The sequence below is a fragment of the Streptomyces katrae genome, from assembly GCF_002028425.1.
GTDB lineage: Bacteria > Actinomycetota > Actinomycetes > Streptomycetales > Streptomycetaceae > Streptomyces > Streptomyces katrae_A.
In genome coordinates this window covers 6143368-6163273 of record NZ_CP020042.1, presented here as the reverse complement: position 1 = coordinate 6163273, position 19906 = coordinate 6143368, and the positions used below count along the sequence as shown (strand labels likewise).

Genomic DNA, 19906 nt, shown 5'->3' with positions numbered 1-19906 from the left:
CCGACGCCGAATCACGCACCCGAATTCGTCACCCAGATCCCCACTGAGAGTCGGACGGAGAGGCGAACCGAGATCGCTTCCGCCACCAGCTCGCCTGACTCCGCCCGTGGCGGATCCGGAACAGTGCTGGCGGCCTCACTACCCTGGCCGACGGACCACCCGCGGCCGTACGACGATCGGGAGACCATGACCACGCCCTCCGCCGCCCGAATCGAAGACCTCCTGCAGACCGGCGTTCGCGAGGAGGTCTACCCCGGCGCGGTGTGGGCGGTCGGGGACGCCGACGGCATCCGCGGGAGCGGAGCCGTCGGCCTCCTCGACCCCGACCGGCCCGACGAGCCCATGCGGCTGAACACCGTCTTCGACGTAGCCAGCCTCACCAAGATCCTCGCCGTTTGGTCCACGATCGGCACGCTCGCCGAAGAGGGCAAACTCGACCTCCACGCCCCCCTGGGCACCTTCTGGGACGAGGTCGCCGGCCACCCCCTGGCCCGGGTCACGGCCCACTACCTCCTGACCCACACCGCGGGCCTGCCCCTGCGCGCCAACCTGAAGAACCTCTACGGCACCGACCCCCAGGACATCCGCGACGGCGTCCTCCACGAAGCCCTCCACCGCCCACCGGGCGAGGCCGTCGAATACACCGACCGGGCCGCCCTCGTCCTCGGCTACCTCGCCGAACACCTCTCGGGCCAGCCCCTGGACCGGCTCGCCACCGACCGCGTCTGGCAGCCCTTGGGCATGACTCGCACCCGCTTCGGCCCCCTGCCCATCACCGAGGCGGCCCGCTGCGCCCCCACCGAGTACGACGAGACCACCGGCACCCACCTCAAGGGCACTGCCCACGACTTCTCCGCCCGCCTCGTCGGCGGCGTCTGCGGCATCGCCGGCACCTTCTCCGTCCTCGATGACCTCGCCCTCTTCCTCCGCCACATGCTCGCCCCCACCCGGGCAGCCTTCGGCCCCACCTGGACCCAACACTCCCTCCGCATCCAGACTGGCGACCTCACCCCAGCCCGCGGCCTCTTCTGGCATCCCGCACCCGGCACCGATCCTGACCAGGACATCTGGGTCCACTACGGCTTCACTGGCACCGGCATGTGGATCAGCCCGGCCCAAGGCCGCTGGGCCGTCCTCCTCACCAACAAGCTCCGCTTCAACCGCGACCGCGAACCCCTGGCGGAGATCCGCAACGCCTTCCGTGCCGCTGCGTTCACTGCGCTGGTTCGGGATTCCAGCGCATAACCACACGTTTCTTGCTGAACCAAGCTGTTAGGAGCGCAACCTGAAGGCACCCGGCCTGCGCACCACGAGCGTCGCGGACTACCACAGCGAGGCTTGGGCACCCTCCCCATGCGGCGCTCCGCTGCCGCGACCGCCAACGGGGCTGGGCATTGCAGGTTTGCTGAGGTCCAGCAGACGGCCGACTCGGAGCAGGCCGATCCGGAGACGAGCTGACCCACCGTTGAATAGGGCAGTCACGCCGGATGATAAGTCCGCCACCACGACCGGAGGGGTTGACCTGCTCGACGCGGGAAGGGCAGATAGCCGTCCCATCTCCGCCCTAACGCCCCGTCACGCAGAGCGGCATACTTCCACTTCGGGTATCCGAGACGTGCAGGGGGGTTCGGTGTACGGACGCAGCGAAGAGGAGTGGGCCAAGCTCACTGAAGCCGGCCTGGCATTCCTCATCGAGAGGGCCAGAATGAACAGGCCGACCTCATACACTGAGCTCAACACGACGCTTGTCCAGCGCGTCGGCGTGTCCGGGTTCGACTTTTCCCGGGCCGATGAGCGTGCGGCGATGGGCCACCTGCTCTGGCTGGTCGTCGAGGCCAACCGACCGGAATCCGGCCTGATGATCTCGGCCCTGGTCTTCTACCTCAACAGCAACGAGGCTGGACCCGGATTCTTCGGACTGGCCCAGGAACTGGGTCTGCTGCCCGCGAAGGCGTCCCGCCAGCAGAAAGAGGAGTTCTGGGTCGACCAGCTCCGTCGCCTGGAAGAGCGGTACTCCCGCTTCCGATGAGGGTGCGCACATCCTGGACTCCAAGGGCCCGGCAACGGCCGTACGACGCGACCACCAGGCCCACGAGTGGCTCGCTGCCGCCCGCGACGCCGATCTTCCGGTGATCACCTGGGTGCCTTGCTCTGCGATCACGCCAACGACTACACGTTTCGGCGGCCGGTCCGGCAGTAGCGGCTTGATGCATTCTCACCGGACATCAGCCAGTGATCTACCACAACCAACGATCAGATGATCGGAGGTCGGCGCCCTGGGGGGCTTGCTTGACGGGTTCGCCGCAGATCCTGTTCCGCTGTTGCCGCGCCAAGGGATGTCTGGGCCGCCTGGTCCGAGGGCGCGCCTGTTCGTAGGGCGAAGTCAGAGATTGAGGGGACAGAGGATGACACTGCAGTGGAAGCTCTAGGATGAGCGGTCTGGGGTTGGGAGAAGCGCCAGGGCTCCCTGACGGCGCGGGCTGCGGTCGCGTGAAGGGAGTACCGGCGCGGAAGTTGGAGCGGTCGCGCAGTGCACCTGAACAGCTTTGGCGTGAGCGGTTTTCGTTCGTTGACAGAGATCACAGACATACCAGTCGGGAAGCCCACGATCCTCGCTGGCCACAATGACGGGGGCAAGAGCGCGGTGCTGGGCGCCCTCGCCTTCCTGCTCGGGAAGCATGAGCTGACACTCGACGATCGCACTTATATGGATGTCGCCGGGGGCGACGAGTCCACTCCGCCGTTGAGGTGCACGGAGACCAGTGTCGTCGGACGGTTCACCCTGGACACGTGGGAGCAGAACGAGTTCGGCCTTCCTGAGCGGGTTCGACTGCGCCGTTGTGCTGGTGAGGACCTCGTGTCTCGGCTGGAGCTCTGGGAGGCCGTTCCGGATGACGAGCGGCTGCATGATCTGGCGCAGTATCAGGCTTCGGATGCGAAAGCCTTGGTGAAGGAACTGGGGCTTTCCCCCCTCTCCGCGCGCAAGCCGGACCTGCTCGGAGCTCTGCGCGCGTACGGGCGGGAGCACGCCAGTTCGGAGGGCTGGGTTCTTGCGCCCTCTGGTCTCGGAAAGCGCATGCCGCGCTATCTCCCGTTCGACGGCAAGGCTGCCAAGCCTGATGACGCAGTCAGGACTGCACTGATCGACCGCTTTTCCAGCCACATGGCTGATCCTGAGCTCAAAGGCAGACTCTCGGCCATCGAGGGCGAGGTTCAGGATCGGCTTCGCCTCGACGCGAAATCTCTGTGTGATCACATCCAGACACGCTGCCCGGATCTACAGAAGGTCTCCGTCGATCCTGACGTTTCCTTCCAGCAGGGCTTCAAGGGCGCGCCGCTGCGCATCGCCCGCCGCGCTGGGGAGGCGGTGGGACTGGATCGCACAGGGTTGGGCAGCAACCGCCGTATATCACTGGCGATCTGGGAGTGGACTCAGGAGCTGCTAGCAGCGGAGGAAGACACCGCCCCCACCGTCGGTCCAGGTGGGGGCGAGCCGCTCGAGCCGCCGACCGTGCAGACGATCGTGGTGTACGACGAGCCAGACACTCATCTCGACTACACGCATCAGCGCAAGATCATGCAGTTGATTCGGGCGCAGAGCGATGTCCGTGACGTCAACGTGGTGGTGGCGACCCATTCGATGAACCTCATCGACGGGGTCGACATCTCCGACGTGGTACACCTGAAGCTAGTGAACCACCGGACGGTCGTGGAGCGGCTCGGGGCCGGAGTTCTTGGGGAGGAGATCGACGAATACCTGGGCAAGATCGCCGCTGCGGTCGGGCTGAGGAACTCGGTGCTGCTGCATGAGCGCTGCTTCCTGGCAGTGGAAGGCGAAACCGAGCAGCAAGCCTTCCCTCTGCTGTTCCGGCTGTGCGAGGGGCTGTCGCTGCAGGCAGCTGGTATCGCTCTGTGGGCGTGCTTCAACAATGAAGGCGCCCTGCACCTAGCCCGCTACCTCGTCAGGCAGGGCCGCACGGTCATGTTGGTGGTCGACGCCGACAGCCGCAACGTAAGCAAGAGCATCTTCAAAACCCCCAAGCTCACCCAGTTCTTCGGTACCGACGCCTCCCGCTACGTGAAATTCCTCGGGGAACCCGAGGACCACGACCCACAGGGGGAAATGTTCAACGAGCTCGAGGAGCTGTTCCATGACGGCGTATGGGCTCGTGTCGCCAACAAGATCTGGCCGAAGGACGACGGCACCTGGCAGCCTGCCGACTTCGCCGCCCTCCGCAGCCAGGGCAAGTTCAGTTCCGAGGTTCAGCAGATGCTGCAGTCCGGCAGCGCCAGCGGCCCCGGCGGCAAACCCCGGATGATGTCTGATCTGGCTATGACCCTGAATGATCCGCAAGACGTGCCGATGCAGTTGCGGAACGTCTTCAAGGAGCTCAGGAAGGTAGCTTCCTGATCCGTCCCTGTGCCGCTAGCCCACCACCGGTGTCGGTTCGATCCTGCCGACGGCGGGCTAGCATGCGCTCCTTGCGCTGCTCCAGAGTGGGAGCCACCCACTCATGCCATCCCACTGGTGGCTTCCATCGCTGCATGTGCTCACGCGCTTCGATCCCACACCAGCGGCAGCCGCTCGGCGTAGGTATGCGCAGGTCAGAACCCTCGGTGGACATCGCCACTCCTTCCCCCTGACCACATTCTGCCCAACGCCACTGACAACAGCCCGCCCCGGGAATGCCCGGCAAAGCGGTACTCCGCTTGGTCAAGGCAGAGGGGCAGATACTTCACTTTGCGGCAGATCCTCCATGGCCGCGACGCAGGCCGTCTGGTCCCGAGGGCCGCCGTCCCCAGGACTCACCCACCCACCCCATTACACCGAGTGACATTGGCGCGTTCTTGCCGCGCCTGTCCGGCTCCAGCACCAGAATCCACACTAAGGAGCCTGGGCGACGGAAGATCTCACGCATCGGCGGGCTTCCTGTATCGCCGCATGCGATGCATGGAGTATGCATCTGGCTCCCGGGCAGGTTGTGCATGATCATGCGCTTACGGCAGCGCCCCGACAGGACCGCCCGTTCCCCCACCGTGTTCAGGCCAAGATATCCGCCGTGTGTTTTCGGACGGCCGTGCCTGCGCAGCCTTCAGCGCAGCAACAGCGAGCAGGCACTCGCTGCACCTGGGGGGATGTCAACGTGCCGACTGAGCCGACCGAAACAGCGTGGAAGATCCAGTCAGCCGTCGCGGATGCGACGGCCAAGGCGGACTCGAAAGCCGCGCTCGCCCTAACCCTGCAGTCCACCACGCTGGCCGTACTTAGTCTGCTGGCGAGTTCCCGGCGGGCGGCGGGCGGGTTCGAGTCCGTCGCGGCACAGACACTGTTGTGGCTCGGTGTCCTACTCATCATGGCGGGTGCCGGTTGCGCCGCATGGGCCGTTTCTCCCCGGCTCGGCAAAGAGCGGCGCGGGCCAGAGCCGGACGGCGACTTCCTGTACTTCGGACACCTGCGGCTCATGGAACCAGCCGCGCTGGAGAGGGCGCTGCGGAACACGGACCCGCTGCCTTCACTCAGCCGGCAACTGGTAGTGATGAGCGAAATAGCCTGGGCCAAACACCGACGGGTGCAGTGCTCCCTCGTCCTGGCAGTAGCTGGCTGCGGCTTCTTCGCCGCAGCCACGGTTCTCGCGTGACGCGAGAGGAGGCGTCAAGGTGAATTTTCTTTCCCTCGTCGCTCCTGATGTCTGGCGCGACTTGATCGAACGCGGGCATCGGCGCACCTACCGAAGCCAGGCGGTGCTGCTAGCCCAAGGCGAGTCACCCGACGGTGTGATCGCGCTGGTCGACGGCCTCGTCAAGGTGGTGCAGGGCAATGAGGCCGGGGACCATCTGACGTTGATGCTCCGCGGCCCCGGCGAGGTCCTCGGCGAGATGGGTGTGCTGCTCGACCGGCCGCGCTCGGCGACCGTGACTGCGGTACGTCCCTGCACCGGTGTCGTCATGGCCGCACATGCCTTCCGTGGATACGTGGCCCGGCATCGCCTGGAGCCGGTCGTGTACCGGCTGAGCGTGGACCGGCTGAACAGCCAGGAGCGTCTGCGCGCCGACCTTGCTCATCTGCCGCCGCCGGCGCGCCTAGCACGGGTGGTCGCCCATCTTGCAGACGAGGTGGGTCACCAGGACGGGGGTGGCGGTGTTGTCGTCGAACTCGGCATACCCAGGGAGGACTTGGCCACCATGGCGGGCATGAGCAGGTCGTCCGCGCTCGCCGCCCTCGCGCGTCTACAGTCCGACGGCATCGTCACGCTCGGCCGTCGGCGGCTCGTTGTCAGGGATCCTGCCCTGCTGAGAGCCGCGGCGCAGGACGACGGAGTGGGAGACAGCGACCGGCCGCCGCGCGGAGCTCCCGTCATGTGACGTGCCACACACTCGTACCGTCCAACGCTGGACGGTCGGCTTCCTGCTCGTCGAACAGGGTGGTGCTCTCCCCGCCGCGTGGGGGGGGAAGCGACGAGAGGAGCGGCACATGCTGCCGTCATGGGAGCCTTTGTGGCCCTATCGGGCCGTGCTGGCCGTGGACGCCAGGGACTTCGGAACACTTGACAGCAAGGAAATGCAGCGGGTCAACGCCGACATCCCGCCCCTGCTGGCCCAGGCGCTGAGCGCCAGCAACGTCAGCGCGCACTGGGAGCGGCGCGTGTTCGGCCAGCACACGGGCGATGGTTACGTCGCCGGCATGGACCCCGAGGTTCTGCCCGCGCTGGTGGGACACTTCCCCGACGCGCTGCGCCAGGCGCTCGGCCGCCGACGGGCTGAGAACCCGCACCTCAAGCCGCTGCAGATGCGGGTCAGCATCCACGTCGGACCGTTGCCTCGGAGCGGTCTGGGTGTGCCGATGGTGCAGACCCACAGGCTCTTGGACGACAAGGTGCTACGGGCGGTGCTCCAGCGCGGGCATCCCGAGATCACCAACACAGCCGTGATCGTCTCCCAGCGAGTGTACGAGGACGTCTTCGACAGCGGCTGCGTCAACGACGACGTTCTGCCGGCGCACTTCCACCGGCATCTGGTCAAGGTGAAGAAGTTCGAGCAGCCCGCCTATCTGCACCTTCCCGGTTTCGACTGGGGGCTCGCGGATCCGGACATCTTCGAGCCGTCCACCGCACCCGCGGATGAGGAGGAGCCGGGGACCGCGGCGCACACGGCGCCGACGCCCACGGCTCCAACGGGGCCCGGCGCTGTGACCTTCAACCAGCGCGGCAAGCAGAACACCCAGGCCTACAACCTCTACCGCGAGCGGGGCCAGCGATGAGTAACCAGAGCAGCGAGATGCCCGACCCTAACCACCGCGGTACGGAGCCGACGGAACCGCCGACGCAGGAAGCCCCGGCCGGCGCGCCGCCATCGAACACGGAGTACCGCCAATACGGCGACAACAACGTTCAGGCGCACAACTACGCCGTGCACCTGAACGGTGACTACGTCCAGGACCTGCCCATCGACGGCCGCGACTCCGCCCACCAGGCGAGCGAGGATGGGCGCTTCGTTGAGCCCCGGGAGCCGAACCGTCTACCGGACGCCGCCAAGATCCTCGAAGAGCACGGCATCGTGGTGCTGTGCGCGCCCGCCGGCAGCGGCCGACGGACCGCGGCAGTACGGCTCCTGCGCCGGGCGGCGGCACTGCAGGGCCTGGAACTGTTCGACCTCGAACCGGAGTGGTCCAAGCCGGGGACCCAGTGCCTCCCGAAGCGGTCGACGACGGGCTTCGTGCTCGACCTCTCCGACCTGCCGGACGAGCCACCCGCCCGATTCGGGCCGGACCTGGTCCTGCACGGAGCGGCGCTGCGCGAACGGGAATCATTCCTGGTCGTACTGGCCACTCCGGGCGACTGGCAGGGTGCGCTGGCCGACGCCACCGGCGGCGTCACCGTACGGCTGGAGTCTCCTGGTGCGCGGCGCCTGGTCGAGGCCGAGCTCATCGCGCGCGGTCATTTGGACCGGGTGGCCTGGCTGGCGGACGAGAAACTCTCCCCGATCTGGGCAACCGACCCATCCGCCTGCGAGGCGTTCCGACTGGCCGGGCTCCTTGGCACGGCCAAGGACAGGGAACAGCTCAAGGAAATCGTGGACCGGTTCGGGGACTGGCACACCACGGTGGAGAAACTGCTCAACAAGCGCGGTGCGGTGGACGGGGGCCCGTCGCTGCTGTCCACTCGGGTCACGGTGTGGGCGGGAGCGCTGCTCGACGGAGGGCGGCGCGGTTCCGTCGTCCGCGCGTCCGACGACCTGCTCGTCTCGCTGGGCCAGGCCCGCGGGCCGGCCGATGTGCTAGCCGATGCGACGTCGTCCCGTCGGCTTCAGGCTGCCGAGATCGTGCCGGTCGGCGACCGGGCCCACCACGACCGAAGTCGCCAGGGGCTACCCGCGGCCATCCTGCGTCATCTGTGGGACGAGTTCCCCACCCAGCACGACCTGCTGACGGCATGGGCGGTCGGGGTCGCCGCGAATCGGTCCGTCCCGGAGGACGACGCCCGCCTGGCGAGCGAGGCCCTCCTGCGCCTGGCGGTACGCCGGCACGACAGGTACGTGCTCGACGCACTCGCGACGGGCCTCACCGGCCCTCGGCGGACCTTGGCCGTCGAGGCGCTGACGAAAGCCGCGACCGACGTCGAACTCGGCCGCTACGTCCGGGACCGGCTCCTCACATGGGCGGAGTCCGGCAACGCAGAGAAGCTCGATCTGGTCGTCGACGTCTGCGGCGGACCCTGGGGCCTGGAACAGCCTGCACTCGCCCTGACCCGCCTGGGCAAGGCGGCGGGTGGGATGGACTTCGGAGCCGGGAAGCTGACCGATGCCTTCCGGGGGCTCGTCCGGCAGACCCCCGGCCTGGTGGACAAGACGGTCGTGCAGTGGCTGAAGAAGCACGGGACCGAGGCTGGCGAGAAGGCTCTCCGCAGGGCTTTGGGGGCCTTCCTGGCACTCGTCTCCAGCGACGAGGGCACCGACCTCGTCCTCGATTCGGCGCGGGAGGCGAACAACAGGGAGCACTACGTCCTTGCTTGGCAGTCGCTGCTGTCGACCGACGAGGCGGTGGCCCCCGTGCTCGACCAGCTCACCCGGTGGCAGAAGCGGTTCGAGTACGACAAAGACCACAGGGACGCGGCGATCACGCTGCTCGCGGAAGTGTTCGCCCCACCGCGACTGCGCGGGCCTTTCGACCGGCTGCTAGTGGAGGAGGGAGCGGTGGTCCAGCCGTTCTGGCGGGACGTCCTCGGTCACGCCATGCGGCACTACGACCGCGTCGGGAAGGTGTCAGAGGCGTGACCGATCGTCCCGGCCACTGGTGGAGACGGCGGGTCGGCCGGTTCACTGCGTACTGGCCCACCTGTCTACCGGGCGTCCGCTTCCTCGCGCGCGGCACTCTCACCCATCTGGTCGTTCCCCAGGTGGCCGGGACCCACCGCGCGACCGCCGCGCGAGCGGCAGCCCGCCTGGCCCTGGACGAACTCGGCCGCGGCATTGCCGGGAAACATCGGCCCGAGGAGCTGGAGTGCGCTCGGCAGAAGCTAGCCCTGGCGATCTCCCCATGGCACAACCCCACCGGCCGCCCCGGCCTCTGGCTCCGGGCCCGTCTCGTCCTCCTGCTCCCCCAGCAGGATGCCGACCGCTCCCAAAGGCACCAGGACGCCCTGCGCGATGTGGAACTCCGTCTCGCCCAGGAGCGGTTACGGCGTCAGGAGCTGGCTCGGACCGTGTGCGCCGACCAGAACACCGCCCGCTTGTGGTGGCTGGAGCAACATCTGGACGACTTGTCGGCCCTCGACTGGACGTCGTTTCAGGAGGCGATCCTGCCCGTGGTGGGAACGTCGGCCACCGAGAGCACAGAAGCAGAGCGGCTCGCTCACACCCTCCTCTACGTCTGGAAGCGATTGGACGCCATGCCAGGGCGGCAAGCACGATTCATGGCCACCGCCCGCACGCTCTTCGAGCAGATGGGCTGGGCCGACGGCTTCCCCTGGCCGCCGCCCGACGACCTGGAACCTGCGACCCCCTCCCCCACGGCCGTCCCCCTCCCAACGGAGGATGAGCAGTGAAGACCTCCGTACTGCGCTGGCTGCTCGACCCGCTCACCAGTCTGCTCGCCCTCTGTCTGTGGTCCCGGGAGCGCGGCCGCAGGCCGTATGAGACGGTGTGGCGACTGGCCAGGGTCATGCGCCACCCGGACGAGCTCGTGTACCGCATTCACGGCCACCGCCCCGACGATCCTGGAGACGTGATTCCTTGATCATGGGACAGTGCTTCCTCCTGCGAGACACGAGCCATGTGGACGCGGCATGGTCGGTGCCAGCGAGGCGGGACGTCTCGAGGGGACGGTACATGCACGATCCGGTGGTGGTGCCAGGCATCAGGAGCAACGCAGTGGGGCCAGGATGATGACTGCGACCGAGATCGTAGTCATCCGCGCCCTGGCCCTACGAACCCCGTCCGGCCGGGCGGAGCCCAAATGCCCGCTCAGCCTGCGAACGCTACGTAGTCAACGTTCGCATGGCAGGACGACGGCGTCACCAGCGGCTGCTCCCTCTCAGGGCAGCTTTCGCCCGGGGAGAATCTGGGGAGAATGACCACCGCTGGGGAGCGTCTGGGGAGAATCGACCGCGCAAATCGGCATCACTGTGAAAGCGCCGGAAACCTGCAAAGTCGCAGGCCAGACGACCTTCTGGAGCGATCTCCGCAGGTCAGCGCCTTGTGGGTGACGACTTCAAGAAGATCTCCTCGTGGGCCGCCATTCTGTTTGCACCCACGTTGGTGGGAACCATCTACGGCATGAACTTCGAGACGATGCCCGAACTGCACTGGGCGGCGGGCTACCCCTTCGCGATCCTGCTGATGGCAGCGGTGTGCGTGAGCCTGTACGTCATCTTCAAGAAGCGGGATTGGCTGTAGAGGGGGGAATCCGCCGGGCGCCGTGCCGGCGAACGGCACTGACATCGGCGCTTCAGGGTGACGATTGGCCGGTCTGGCTTGACGGTTGGTCACCTGCCCTCGCTCGCCTGAGCGATTGTGTGGATATCCGCCTGGGCGCGGTGCCCGGCTCGCGGTACGGTCGGGGTCACGGTTGCCGACACGGGGGGTTGCGCATGCTGTCCGAGGCGTTGACGGGGCTGGCCATGTCCGGTGGGACGGCGGTGATGACCGCGGCCGGGACCGCGGCCTGGGAGGGGTTCCGAAGCCGGGTGGCCGCCTGGTTCGGGCGGGGGAACGCCCAGCGCGAGAGCGCTGAGCTGGAGCGTTTGGAACGCACCGCCGCCGAGCTCGAGGCGGCCGAGGGCAGCCAGCTGGAGCGGCTCAGGATCCGGCAGGAGGCCTCCTGGCAGGTCCGGTTCGAGGCGTTCTTGGAGGATCTGCCGGACGGCGAGCGCGAGCGCGCGGGCGAGGCCCTGCGCGAGCTGCTTGAAGAGCGCGCGGCGCAGGCCCAAGTGTCGGCCGGGGATGGCGGGATGGCGGTCGGCGGAAGCGTGCACATCAGCGCACAGGAAGGCTCGGTCGCCGCCGGTGTGATCCACGGGGGTGTGCAGATCGGCCACCCTCAGGGGCCGGATCCGTCCAGGGGCTGAACGGACCGGCTACGCCTAGCCCAACACAGACCTCGCCGCCGCCGCTGTTCACGGGGGTACAGGCGAGCAACCACAGCCTCGCCGTCGGCCACGCCGACCAAGTGGCCTACTACGCCGGCCGACGTGCCCCGGCGGCCTGGCCGCACCAGGTCGGGGCGGTTCCGAACACCGCGGGCTGCTTCCAGCACCGGGCCGTTGTCGACATCCCCGACACCCCTGCGCGCTACCGGATACTGGTCGGCACAGCGGGGGTCGGCAAGACCCAGCTGGCCGCGAACGAGGCCCGGACGGCCTGGCAGGCCGGGCAGCTCGACTTGCTGGTCTGGGTGACCGCCGGCAGCCGCGTGGAGATTCTGACCGCCTACGCCCGGGCCATCGCCGAGATCACTGGTAGTGACCCAGCCGATCCGGAGCAGGGCGCGCGGGAGTTCCTGGCCTGGCTCCGGCCGGGCGGGGGCGGGGAGGCGGTCCGCTGGCTGATCGTCCTGGATGGTCTGGTCGACCCCGACGCTCTGCGTGGGCTTTGGCCTCCGAACCAGCCCGTTGGGCGGACCCTGGTCACCACCTCGCGCCGGGACTTGGCCCGCGAGGGGCTCGGCCGACAGGTGGTCACCGTGCCGTCGTTCAGCTCCGCCGAGGCCTTCGGCTACCTCACGGCGGTGCTCGCCGCGTCCGGCCGATTCGAACCGCCTGAGCAGCTGGAGGCGCTCGCCCGCGAGTTCGGACACCTGCCGGTCGCGCTCGCGCAGGCGGCCGCCTACCTGGTCGGCACCGGCCTGAGCTGCGCCGACTACCTCCGCCTACTCCGCGACGAGGGGCGGCAGCTGGCCGACCTCGTACCGGACCCTGGCGGACTGCCGGACGAGCAGAGCCTGCCTCTGCCGAACCTCTGGGACCTCGCGCTGGAGCGCGCCGACGCCCAGGAGCCGGTCGGGACGGCGCGGGCCCTGCTGGAGCTGGCGGCGCCGCTGGCTTTCGACGGCATCCCGGCTGCGGTGCTGACCCCTGCGTTCAGGTACCGCGCCCCGGAGGGGACCCCACGCCCGACGGAGGACGTGGAGCCGGACGGGAGTACCGTCGAGACGCTCGCGCTGCTGCACCGGTGGAGCCTGCTCGACTACGACCCGGCGGACCGGGACCGGTCCGTGCGGGTCCACCCGGTGGTGCAGCGAGCCGTCCGCGAGGGCGTGCCCGCGAGCCGGGCCGCGGAGCTGGTCGACTGGGCCGCCAACCTGCTCTTCGCCGCGTCCCGGAAGTCGGCGGACGAGGCGAACTCGATGACGTTCTTCATGGTACCTCCGCGTGAGCAGATGCCACATCTGCGTTCGCGCGTCCTCGACTTCCCGCCGGACGTGCTGCGTTCGAATGTCGAGGCGCTGACGCGCAATGCCCCGGTCCTCCTGCTGGGCTCCGGCGAGCCCGCGCTCCGGCACGGCTGGAGTACCGGTCCGGGGCTGCACGACCTCGTGTTCCGGGTGGGCGACGCGCTGGCGGACGACGGCCGGCCACAGGCCGCACTGGACTACTTCTTGGCGCTGCTGCCGACGACGGCCGACCGGCTGGGAACCCGGCACGAGTCCGTGACGAAACTGCGCGGCCGGATCGCCCGGCTGCGGGCGGAGTCCGGCGACCTCGCCGCCGCTATCACCGAGTACCGGCGGATGATCGACGATCAGCTGGCCCTGCTGAACCCGGAGTACGAACTGTTCCCCTCCCAACGGGTCCGCCTCGTCGCGGAGGTCACCGAGCTGCGCCACCGCCTGGCCTACTGGCTCAAAGAGGCAGGCGACCTGCCGGGCATCGCAAGCGTCTATCACGACATGATCGCCGATGATCGGTACATCGCGGCCGTTAACGGACGGACGGGCCCGCCCGACTTCACTCTGCGCCGCACCGCCGCCGAGTGGCAGGGAAAGGCAGGGGACGCTGCCGGGGCAGTGGTCGCGTATCGCCAGCTCGTTGACGAGCAGCTCCGCAACTACGGGCCGGAGTACTCGGGCACCTTCGAGACCCGCTTCCGCTTCGGCCACTGGCTGGGCGAGTCGGGCGACACGCGAGGGGCCGTGACCGTCCTGACCGACCTGCTCAACGACCAGCTCCGCCTGGAGTCGCGCGAGATCGCCCGGGCTTCTCGGAACACCTGGTCCAATCCGCACGCGGTGGCCACCGACACCGACCGGTCCGAAATCTTCCGCACCCGCGCCGCGCTCGCCCACTGGCGCGGCCGCTCCGGCGACCCTCGCGGCGCGATTGCCCTCCTCTCCGACCTGCTGAACGAGCAACTGCGCGTACTCCGCCCGGACCACCCCGACCTCGCGACCACCCAGGAGGCACTGGCGTACTGGCAGACACACTCCCGGGGCAGGGGGTGGCTACGAGGAAGGTAGACCTTGACCGGCCGCCCACCCAGGCGGCGGCCGGCACGCGCAGCCGGACCAGCAGTCAGGTGCACGCCGTCGACCAAGGCGATGAAGTCGCGCTCGCCCATACCGCGGCGTTGACCCATTGGGGAGCGGCTGGGGAGGATCGGCCGTACAAACGGGCAGCACCGCGAAAGGGCCGGAGAGGCGGATCGTCGCAGGTCGGGCCGCCTGTGCAGCCGGTTTCCGCAGGTCAGCGGTGTGAGGGTGACGACTTCAAGAAGATCTCCTCCTGGGCGGCTATCCTCTTCGCCCCCACCCTGGTCGGCACGATCTACGGCATGAACTTCGAAGCCATGCCCGAGCTCAGCTGGAGCTTCGGGTACCCCTTCGCCATCCTTCTGATGGCGGTGGTCTGTACGAGCCTCTACGTCGTCTTCAAGAGGCGGGACTGGCTCTAGACGCGGTCCGTGATGCTCAGGATGACCGGGCCGCCGTCCGGGTCCACCCGGGGGGTCCAGTGTGGGGGGAGGCGCAGGGAGCGGGTGGGGGTGAGGGGGGTTGGGGGCGGTGGTGCCAGAGGAGGCGGGTGTTCTGGTGGAGCTGGAGCTTCGGGGCCGTCAGGGGTTCGGCGGTGCGGACGAGGAGGGGGCGGGTCGCGGGGGTCGTGAGGTGGGTCGGGGTGGCCCAGGCCAGGGGGGTTGGACCAGGAGGGGTGGGCCGGGGGTGGGCCAGGGGGTGCCCGAGAGGTGGGCCAGGAGCGGGGTCGCGGCGGCGGCGCCCTCGGCGGCGGCGGTGGCCGCGGACTCGATGCCGTGGAGGGTGTTGCCCACGGCGAAGACCCCGGGGGTGCCGGTGCGGAAGGCGGCGTCCACGGCGGGGCCGCGGGTGCCGGGGGCCAGGGCGATGCCGCCGCGGCGGGCCAGGTCGTGCTCGGGGATCCAGTCGCCGGTGAAGACCACCGTGTCGCAGGCGATGACCCCCGACCGGCCGTCCTCGTGGCGGACGGCCACGCCCGTGAGCCGGCCACGGCCGTGCAGTTCCGACACCGTGGTCCGGGTGAGGAGGGGGATGCCGGGGAGGGCGGTGGCCCGCGGGTGCTGCGTGAGCATCGCCACCACCTGCGTGCCCGTGCGGCGGAGGGTGCGTGCCGCGTGGCGGGCCACCGGTTCGGCTCCGATCAGCACGGCTCTGCGGCCGATGGGGTGGTGGCCGTGCGGGTGGAGCGAGCGTTGGAGTTCTCCTGTGGTGAAGACGCCTGCGGGGCGGGTGCCCGGGACCAGGCGGGCGCTGCGGGGGCGTTCGCGGGCGCCCGTGGCGAGGACGACGGCCCGGGCGGTGATCCGCTCCAGGCCCGACGGGCTCGTGGTCTCCAGGGTCAGCGGTCCGGCCCAGCCGGTGGCGGTGACGCCGGTGCGGAGGGCGGCCCCGGCGTCCAGGGCCGCCGCCACCGCGCGCCGGGCGTACGCCGGGCCGGTGACCCAGGGCAGCGGGGGGCTGCCGAAGCCGCCGTGGTGGCAGTGGCGGGGTGCGCCGCCCGGCTCCTCCTCGCGTTCCAGGACCTCGACCCGGCCGGCGCCGGCGCGGGCGGCGCGGGTGGCGAGGGCGAGTCCGGCGGGGCCCGCTCCGACGACCAGGACGTCCACGGTCCGGTCCGTGCGGCCGGTGGGGTCGGTGCGGTTCACCGGTGGGGCTCCTCGGACTCGAACAGCGCGCGGACGGCCGCACCGCAGTGGAAGCCCTGGCAGCGGCCGGCCCGGGCGCGGGTGCGCCGGCGCAGGCCGTCGAGCGAGCCGGGCGGGATGGTTGCGGCGAGGGCGTCACGGATCTCACCGCGCGTCACGCGCTCGCAGTGGCAGACGATCCGCCCGTACTCCGGGTCCGCCGCGATCATCCCGGCGTCGCGGTAGGGGCGGGGGAACGCCTCCCCCAGGTTCGGCATCCGGACCGGCCGCGGGTCCCGGGCGCCGGACAGGGGCAGGCCGCCTTCGGCCAGCAGCTCCACCACGTGGGCCGCGATCGCCATCGAGGCGGTCAGGCCCGTCGAGCGGATACCGCCGACCGTGACGTACCGCTGGGCGGGGTGGGCGCGGATCGCGTAGTCCTCGGAGGCGGTGGCGGCCCGCAGGCCCGCGTAGACGGCGGTGACCTCCTCGTCGAGGAGGGCGGGCAGGATCCGCCGGCCCTTCTCCCGGAGCAGGGCGAGGCCTTCGGCGGTCGAGCCGGTGGCGGTCCTGTCGTCCAGGTCCTCGGCGGTCGGGCCGAGCATCACCTTGCCGTGCACCGTCGGGGTCACCAGGACCCCCTTGCCGAGCGCGGTCGGCACCGGCAGCAGGATGTGGCGTACGAGGCCCCGGGCCAGTTCGTCGAAGACGATCAGCTGGCCGCGCCGGGGGGTCACGGTGAAGTCCGCGTGGCCGAGGAGCCGGTCGATCCGGTCGGCGTGCAGCCCGGCCGCGTTGACCAGGTGGCGGGTGCGCAGCGGCCCGCGGACCGTGTGCAGGGTGTGGAGGGCGTGGCGGGTGTGGAGGGCGTGGCGGGTGTGGGGGGTGTGCACGTCGTCCGGGGCCGGCCGGGGTCCCGAAGTGATGGAGGTGACGCGGCAGTTCAGGTGGAGGTCGACGCCCGAGCGGACCGCCTGCGTCGCGTAGGCGAGGGTGGTGGTCCAGGGGCAGATGACCGACTCTCCCGGTACCTCCAGCGCGCCCAGCACTCCGGGCCCGAGTTCCGGTTCGCGGGCCCGTACCTCCTCGGCCGTGATGATGCGGGTGTCGTGGCGGCCGTTGCGCCGCGCCTTGGCGGCGAGGCCGGGGAGGACTCCCAGCTGGTCCTCGTCCCAGGCCACGAGGAGCGCCCCCAGCGGCTCGACGGGGATGCCGCTCTCGGCGGCGTACGCGGCGAGCAGCCCGCTGCCCTCGCGCACGAGCCGGGACTCCAGGGAGCCGGGCACCGCGTCGAAGCCGGTGTGCAGGATGGCGGTGTTGGCCTTGGAGGTGCCGTCTCCGACGTCGTCGCGGGCTTCGACCAGGGCGGTCCGCAGCGGGAACCGGGCCAGTTCGCGGGCGATGGCGGAGCCGACCACTCCGGCGCCGATGACCGTGACGTCGTACTCCCCGCCGGGCAGGGGGCCACGGGTGGTGACGCTCATGCCGGGCCGTCGAGGAGGGCCGCGACCGCCGCGCGGAACCGTGCGCGGCGGTCGGCGGCCTCGTCGGCGCCGGCCCTGGGCTCGTAGACGGCGGACGGCTTCCATGCCGGGACCGCGTCGCGGACGGTGAGGGAGGGGTCGAGACCGAGGCGGGCGACCGCGCCGACGCCCAGCGCGGTGGCGTCCGGCAGGGCGGACACCTCGACCGGGATCCCGAGCAGATCGGCCTGGGCCTGCATGAGCAGGGCGGAACGGGTCAGGCCGCCGTCGACGCGCAGGGAGGTGAGCGGCGCGCCGAGGTCCGCCGCGGCGGCGTCCGCGAGCTCGGCGACCTGGGCGGCGATCCCGTCGCACAGGGCGTGCACGAGGTGGCCGGCGGTGGTGCCGAGGCCGAGGCCGGTGACGGAGCCGCGCAGGTCGCCCCGCCACCAGGGCGCGGCGAGCCCGGCGAGGGCGGGGACGAAGGTGACGCCGCCGGAGTCCGGAACGCTCGCGCCCACGGTGTCGAGGTCCTCGGCGCCGGAGATCACTCCGAGGTCGGTCAGCCAGCGCACGGCGGAAGCGGCCGTGTAGACCTGCCCGTCGAGGCAGTAGCTGGTGCGTCCGGCGATCCGCCAGGCCACGCAGCCGACCAGTCGCGTGGAGCTGCGGCGGGGTTCGGGGCCGGTCTGGGCGAGCAGGAACGCCCCGGTGCCGTAGGTGCACTTGGCGGCGCCGGGCACGGTGACGCTCTGGGCGAGGAGGGCGGCCTGCTGGTCGACGAGGAGGCCGGTCAGCGGCAGTTCGGGGCCGAAGGCGCTGGTGGTGCCGACGCGGGTGTCCGCGTCGACGATCCTCGGCAGCGGTTCCCCGTCGAGTCCGAAGGCGGCGAGGGCCGGCCGCGACCAGCCGACGGTGTCGAGGTCGAGCAGCTGTGTGCGGCCCGCGGTCGCGGCGTCGGTGACGAACTCGCCGGTGAGGCGGTGCACCAGCCAGGCGTCGCTGGTCGTGACGACGCCCCGCCGCGTCTGGTGGCGGCGTATCCAGGCCATCTTGGGGGCGGCGAAGTAGGGGTCGAGCGGCAGGCCGGTGCGCTCCCGCAGCAGGTCGGCGTGCGGGGCCAGTTCGGTGCAGAGCCCGGCGGCGCGCCGGTCCTGCCAGACGATCGCGTCGGTCAGCGGTTCGCCGTCCGCCGGGTCCCAGGCGAGGACGGTCTCGCCCTGGTTGGCCAGGCCCACGGCCACCGCCGGTTCGCCGGCCGCCGCCAGGGCGGCCCGTCCGGCGTCGACGACCGATCGCAGCAGGTCGCGGGGGTCCACTTCGACCCGGCCGTCCGGCAGGTGGCGAGGGCGTACAGGGGCGGAGGCGGAGCCGATGACCCCGCGGTCCGGACACAGGACGAGGGCCTTGGTTCCCGAGGTGCCTTGGTCCACTGCGAGCACCGGGCCCGTCATCACGACTCCGTCCGTGTTCCGGCAGGTCCATCGATCGTCGGTCGGAAGCCTTCCCCAGCGTGCGGGCGCCCGTCAAGATCCGTCCGGGCGGCGGGGGTCCGGATGGCGCCACCTCATATCCCTTGTGTGGCTTGATACTTGCGTTCGAAAAAGTTTCCGGGTGCAGCCGGCCGGACTCGCCTTATAGTGATCGCCGATCAACGGTCGGTAAGGGCGCCGTCCGTGGGTCGACGGCGGGGGTTCGCCGGCCAGTTCGCGCATGGTTCACGCATCCCCGCACCTCCATGCGATCCGAGGACCCCGATGACCACGAAGACCGCAAGACGAGCCCGAACCTGCCGCACCGCACCCGGGACGAGGTGATGGCCGGCAGCGATTTCCGGCCCGTCTACCACCCCGCCGGCCGCGACGACGACCTGCGCGCCGCCGTCCAGGACCTGCGCGCCGGGCGCTGGCTGTCGATGGCCCGGCTGCTGGAGCGCACGGACGGCTGGGGGCTGTGGACCCAGCGCACCCAGGTCCTCGCGGCGGTCGCCGCCCGCTCCGACGTGGTCCTGGCCTGGCGCGCCGAGCAGCCCACCAGCCTCGCCGCGACCGTCATGCACACCCGGGTCGCCGTCGAGCGCGCCGTCCGTGCCCACCGCTCCGGCCATCCCCGTACCCACGAACTGTGGCAGGAGGCCTGGCAGGCCTGCCGGAACACCGCCGCGATCAGCCCGGCCGACCCGGTGCCGTGGGTCTGCCTGCTCGCGCTCGCCCTCCTCGACGGGCACCGGCGGATGGACGAGCACCGGCTCGCGCCGCCCGGCCCGATGCTGCCCCCGGGGCCCTGGGGGATCCTCGCGCAGGCCGACGAACGGGACCCGTACAACCGCGAGGCCTATCACCGGATGCTGCAGTTCGTGCTCGCGGGTGCGGCCGGCCCGCGCTCGGAGGGCGTCAACTTCGCCCGCTGGGCGGCCGGTACGGCCCCGCCCGGGTCGGCCGTCCACCTCCTGCCGCTCTACGTCCACGTCGAGCGGTACCGCCGCGAGGGCGGCCACGAGCGGGCGCTGGACCTGCACTGGGTCGCGGAGGACGCCATCCGCGCCGCGGTGCACGCCCTGGACGCCTGGTTCGCGTACGCCGACCCGGCGTACGCCTCCCCGCTCGACCTGAACCACCTCGCCCACGCCCTGTGGGGGGCCCACCGGTTCGGCGGGGCGGCCCGGGTCTTCGAGGCGATGGGCGGCTACTGGACCACCTCGCCGTGGGCCCAGCGGACCCGCGACCCCGCGGACCAGGCCCTGGCCGAGGAGGTCTTCCTGCGCGCCAGGTCGCGCAGCCTGGCCGACCGGAGCTGACCTCCCGCCGCACCCCCCCGCGCCGCGGCCCCCAGGCAACACCCCGCTCCCCTCCCCCGTC

The 19906-nt window shown here is 70.5% G+C and carries 15 protein-coding genes and 2 pseudogenes; 14 read left to right on the top strand and 3 right to left on the bottom strand.

What is annotated here, in order from left to right:
• The first annotated feature begins 186 nt into the window (after positions 1-186).
• The 13 genes and pseudogenes from B4U46_RS27920 to B4U46_RS27850 form a co-directional block, all read left to right on the top strand.
• Positions 187-1245, top strand: a complete 1059-nt coding sequence (locus B4U46_RS27920; protein ID WP_079430400.1) for a serine hydrolase domain-containing protein — start codon at positions 187-189, stop codon at positions 1243-1245.
• A 385-nt stretch (positions 1246-1630) separates the two neighbouring features.
• The gene (locus B4U46_RS27915) at positions 1631-2029 is read left to right on the top strand and encodes a hypothetical protein (protein WP_185117156.1); all 399 of its coding nucleotides are present in this window, start codon (positions 1631-1633) and stop codon (positions 2027-2029) included.
• A 501-nt stretch (positions 2030-2530) separates the two neighbouring features.
• Entirely contained in the window at positions 2531-4411 is a 1881-nt protein-coding gene (locus B4U46_RS27905; protein WP_079430399.1) for an ATP-dependent nuclease, read from the top strand.
• A 733-nt stretch (positions 4412-5144) separates the two neighbouring features.
• On the top strand, positions 5145-5639 hold the full coding sequence (locus B4U46_RS27895) for a Pycsar system effector family protein (RefSeq protein ID WP_079430397.1): 495 nt from the start codon (positions 5145-5147) through the stop codon (positions 5637-5639).
• 19 nt (positions 5640-5658) lie between these two features.
• The gene (locus tag B4U46_RS27890) at positions 5659-6363 is read left to right on the top strand and encodes a Crp/Fnr family transcriptional regulator (RefSeq protein WP_079430396.1); all 705 of its coding nucleotides are present in this window, start codon (positions 5659-5661) and stop codon (positions 6361-6363) included.
• 109 nt (positions 6364-6472) lie between these two features.
• On the top strand, positions 6473-7258 hold the full coding sequence (locus tag B4U46_RS27885; RefSeq protein WP_079430395.1) for a hypothetical protein: 786 nt from the start codon (positions 6473-6475) through the stop codon (positions 7256-7258).
• Entirely contained in the window at positions 7255-9270 is a 2016-nt protein-coding gene (locus B4U46_RS27880) for a hypothetical protein (RefSeq protein WP_079430394.1), read from the top strand. The genes B4U46_RS27885 and B4U46_RS27880 overlap by 4 nt, the downstream gene beginning before the upstream one ends.
• A complete protein-coding gene (locus B4U46_RS27875; RefSeq protein WP_079430393.1) occupies positions 9267-10040 on the top strand; it encodes a hypothetical protein in 774 nt (257 codons plus the stop codon). The genes B4U46_RS27880 and B4U46_RS27875 overlap by 4 nt, the downstream gene beginning before the upstream one ends.
• Positions 10037-10231, top strand: a complete 195-nt coding sequence (locus B4U46_RS27870) for a hypothetical protein (RefSeq protein ID WP_079430392.1) — start codon at positions 10037-10039, stop codon at positions 10229-10231. The genes B4U46_RS27875 and B4U46_RS27870 overlap by 4 nt, the downstream gene beginning before the upstream one ends.
• A 467-nt stretch (positions 10232-10698) precedes the next feature.
• Positions 10699-10890, top strand: a pseudogene (locus B4U46_RS27865) (CorA family divalent cation transporter); the annotation flags it as partial.
• Between the two features lie 194 nt (positions 10891-11084).
• Complete coding sequence (locus tag B4U46_RS27860; protein ID WP_079430390.1) at positions 11085-11561, top strand: hypothetical protein; 477 nt, start codon at positions 11085-11087, stop codon at positions 11559-11561.
• 101 nt (positions 11562-11662) lie between these two features.
• On the top strand, positions 11663-13948 hold the full coding sequence (locus B4U46_RS27855) for a hypothetical protein (RefSeq protein WP_079430389.1): 2286 nt from the start codon (positions 11663-11665) through the stop codon (positions 13946-13948).
• Between the two features lie 248 nt (positions 13949-14196).
• A pseudogene (locus tag B4U46_RS27850) lies at positions 14197-14382 on the top strand (CorA family divalent cation transporter); the annotation flags it as partial.
• A 159-nt stretch (positions 14383-14541) separates the two neighbouring features.
• Here the strand turns inward: B4U46_RS27850 and B4U46_RS27845 are convergent.
• The 3 genes from B4U46_RS27845 to B4U46_RS27835 are packed head-to-tail and all read right to left on the bottom strand — an operon-like array spanning position 14542 to position 18502.
• A complete protein-coding gene (locus B4U46_RS27845) occupies positions 14542-15606 on the bottom strand; it encodes an NAD(P)/FAD-dependent oxidoreductase (RefSeq protein ID WP_335755402.1) in 1065 nt (354 codons plus the stop codon).
• Positions 15603-17069 carry an FAD-dependent oxidoreductase gene (locus tag B4U46_RS27840; RefSeq protein ID WP_079430387.1) on the bottom strand — a complete coding sequence of 489 codons (1467 nt, stop codon included), beginning with the start codon at positions 17067-17069 and terminating at the stop codon, positions 15603-15605. The genes B4U46_RS27845 and B4U46_RS27840 overlap by 4 nt, the downstream gene beginning before the upstream one ends.
• Positions 17066-18502: an FGGY family carbohydrate kinase gene (locus tag B4U46_RS27835; protein ID WP_079430386.1), complete on the bottom strand. Its 1437-nt coding sequence runs from the start codon at positions 18500-18502 to the stop codon at positions 17066-17068. The genes B4U46_RS27840 and B4U46_RS27835 overlap by 4 nt, the downstream gene beginning before the upstream one ends.
• Before the next feature lie 362 nt (positions 18503-18864).
• Between B4U46_RS27835 and B4U46_RS27830 the strand changes: the two genes are divergently transcribed.
• On the top strand, positions 18865-19845 hold the full coding sequence (locus B4U46_RS27830; protein WP_079432022.1) for a hypothetical protein: 981 nt from the start codon (positions 18865-18867) through the stop codon (positions 19843-19845).
• Positions 19846-19906 lie beyond the last annotated feature (61 nt).

Bases quoted from the DNA above. Each gene is read 5' to 3' on its own strand.
- B4U46_RS27860 (WP_079430390.1), top strand. From the start codon at position 11,085: ATGCTGTCCGAGGCGTTGACGGGGCTGGCCATGTCCGGTGGGACGGCG.
- B4U46_RS27830 (WP_079432022.1), top strand. From the start codon at position 18,865: ATGGCCGGCAGCGATTTCCGGCCCGTCTACCACCCCGCCGGCCGCGAC.
- B4U46_RS27880 (WP_079430394.1), top strand. From the start codon at position 7,255: ATGAGTAACCAGAGCAGCGAGATGCCCGACCCTAACCACCGCGGTACG.
- B4U46_RS27920 (WP_079430400.1), top strand. From the start codon at position 187: ATGACCACGCCCTCCGCCGCCCGAATCGAAGACCTCCTGCAGACCGGC.
- B4U46_RS27835 (WP_079430386.1), bottom strand. From the start codon at position 18,502: ATGACGGGCCCGGTGCTCGCAGTGGACCAAGGCACCTCGGGAACCAAG.
- B4U46_RS27885 (WP_079430395.1), top strand. From the start codon at position 6,473: ATGCTGCCGTCATGGGAGCCTTTGTGGCCCTATCGGGCCGTGCTGGCC.
- B4U46_RS27840 (WP_079430387.1), bottom strand. From the start codon at position 17,069: ATGAGCGTCACCACCCGTGGCCCCCTGCCCGGCGGGGAGTACGACGTC.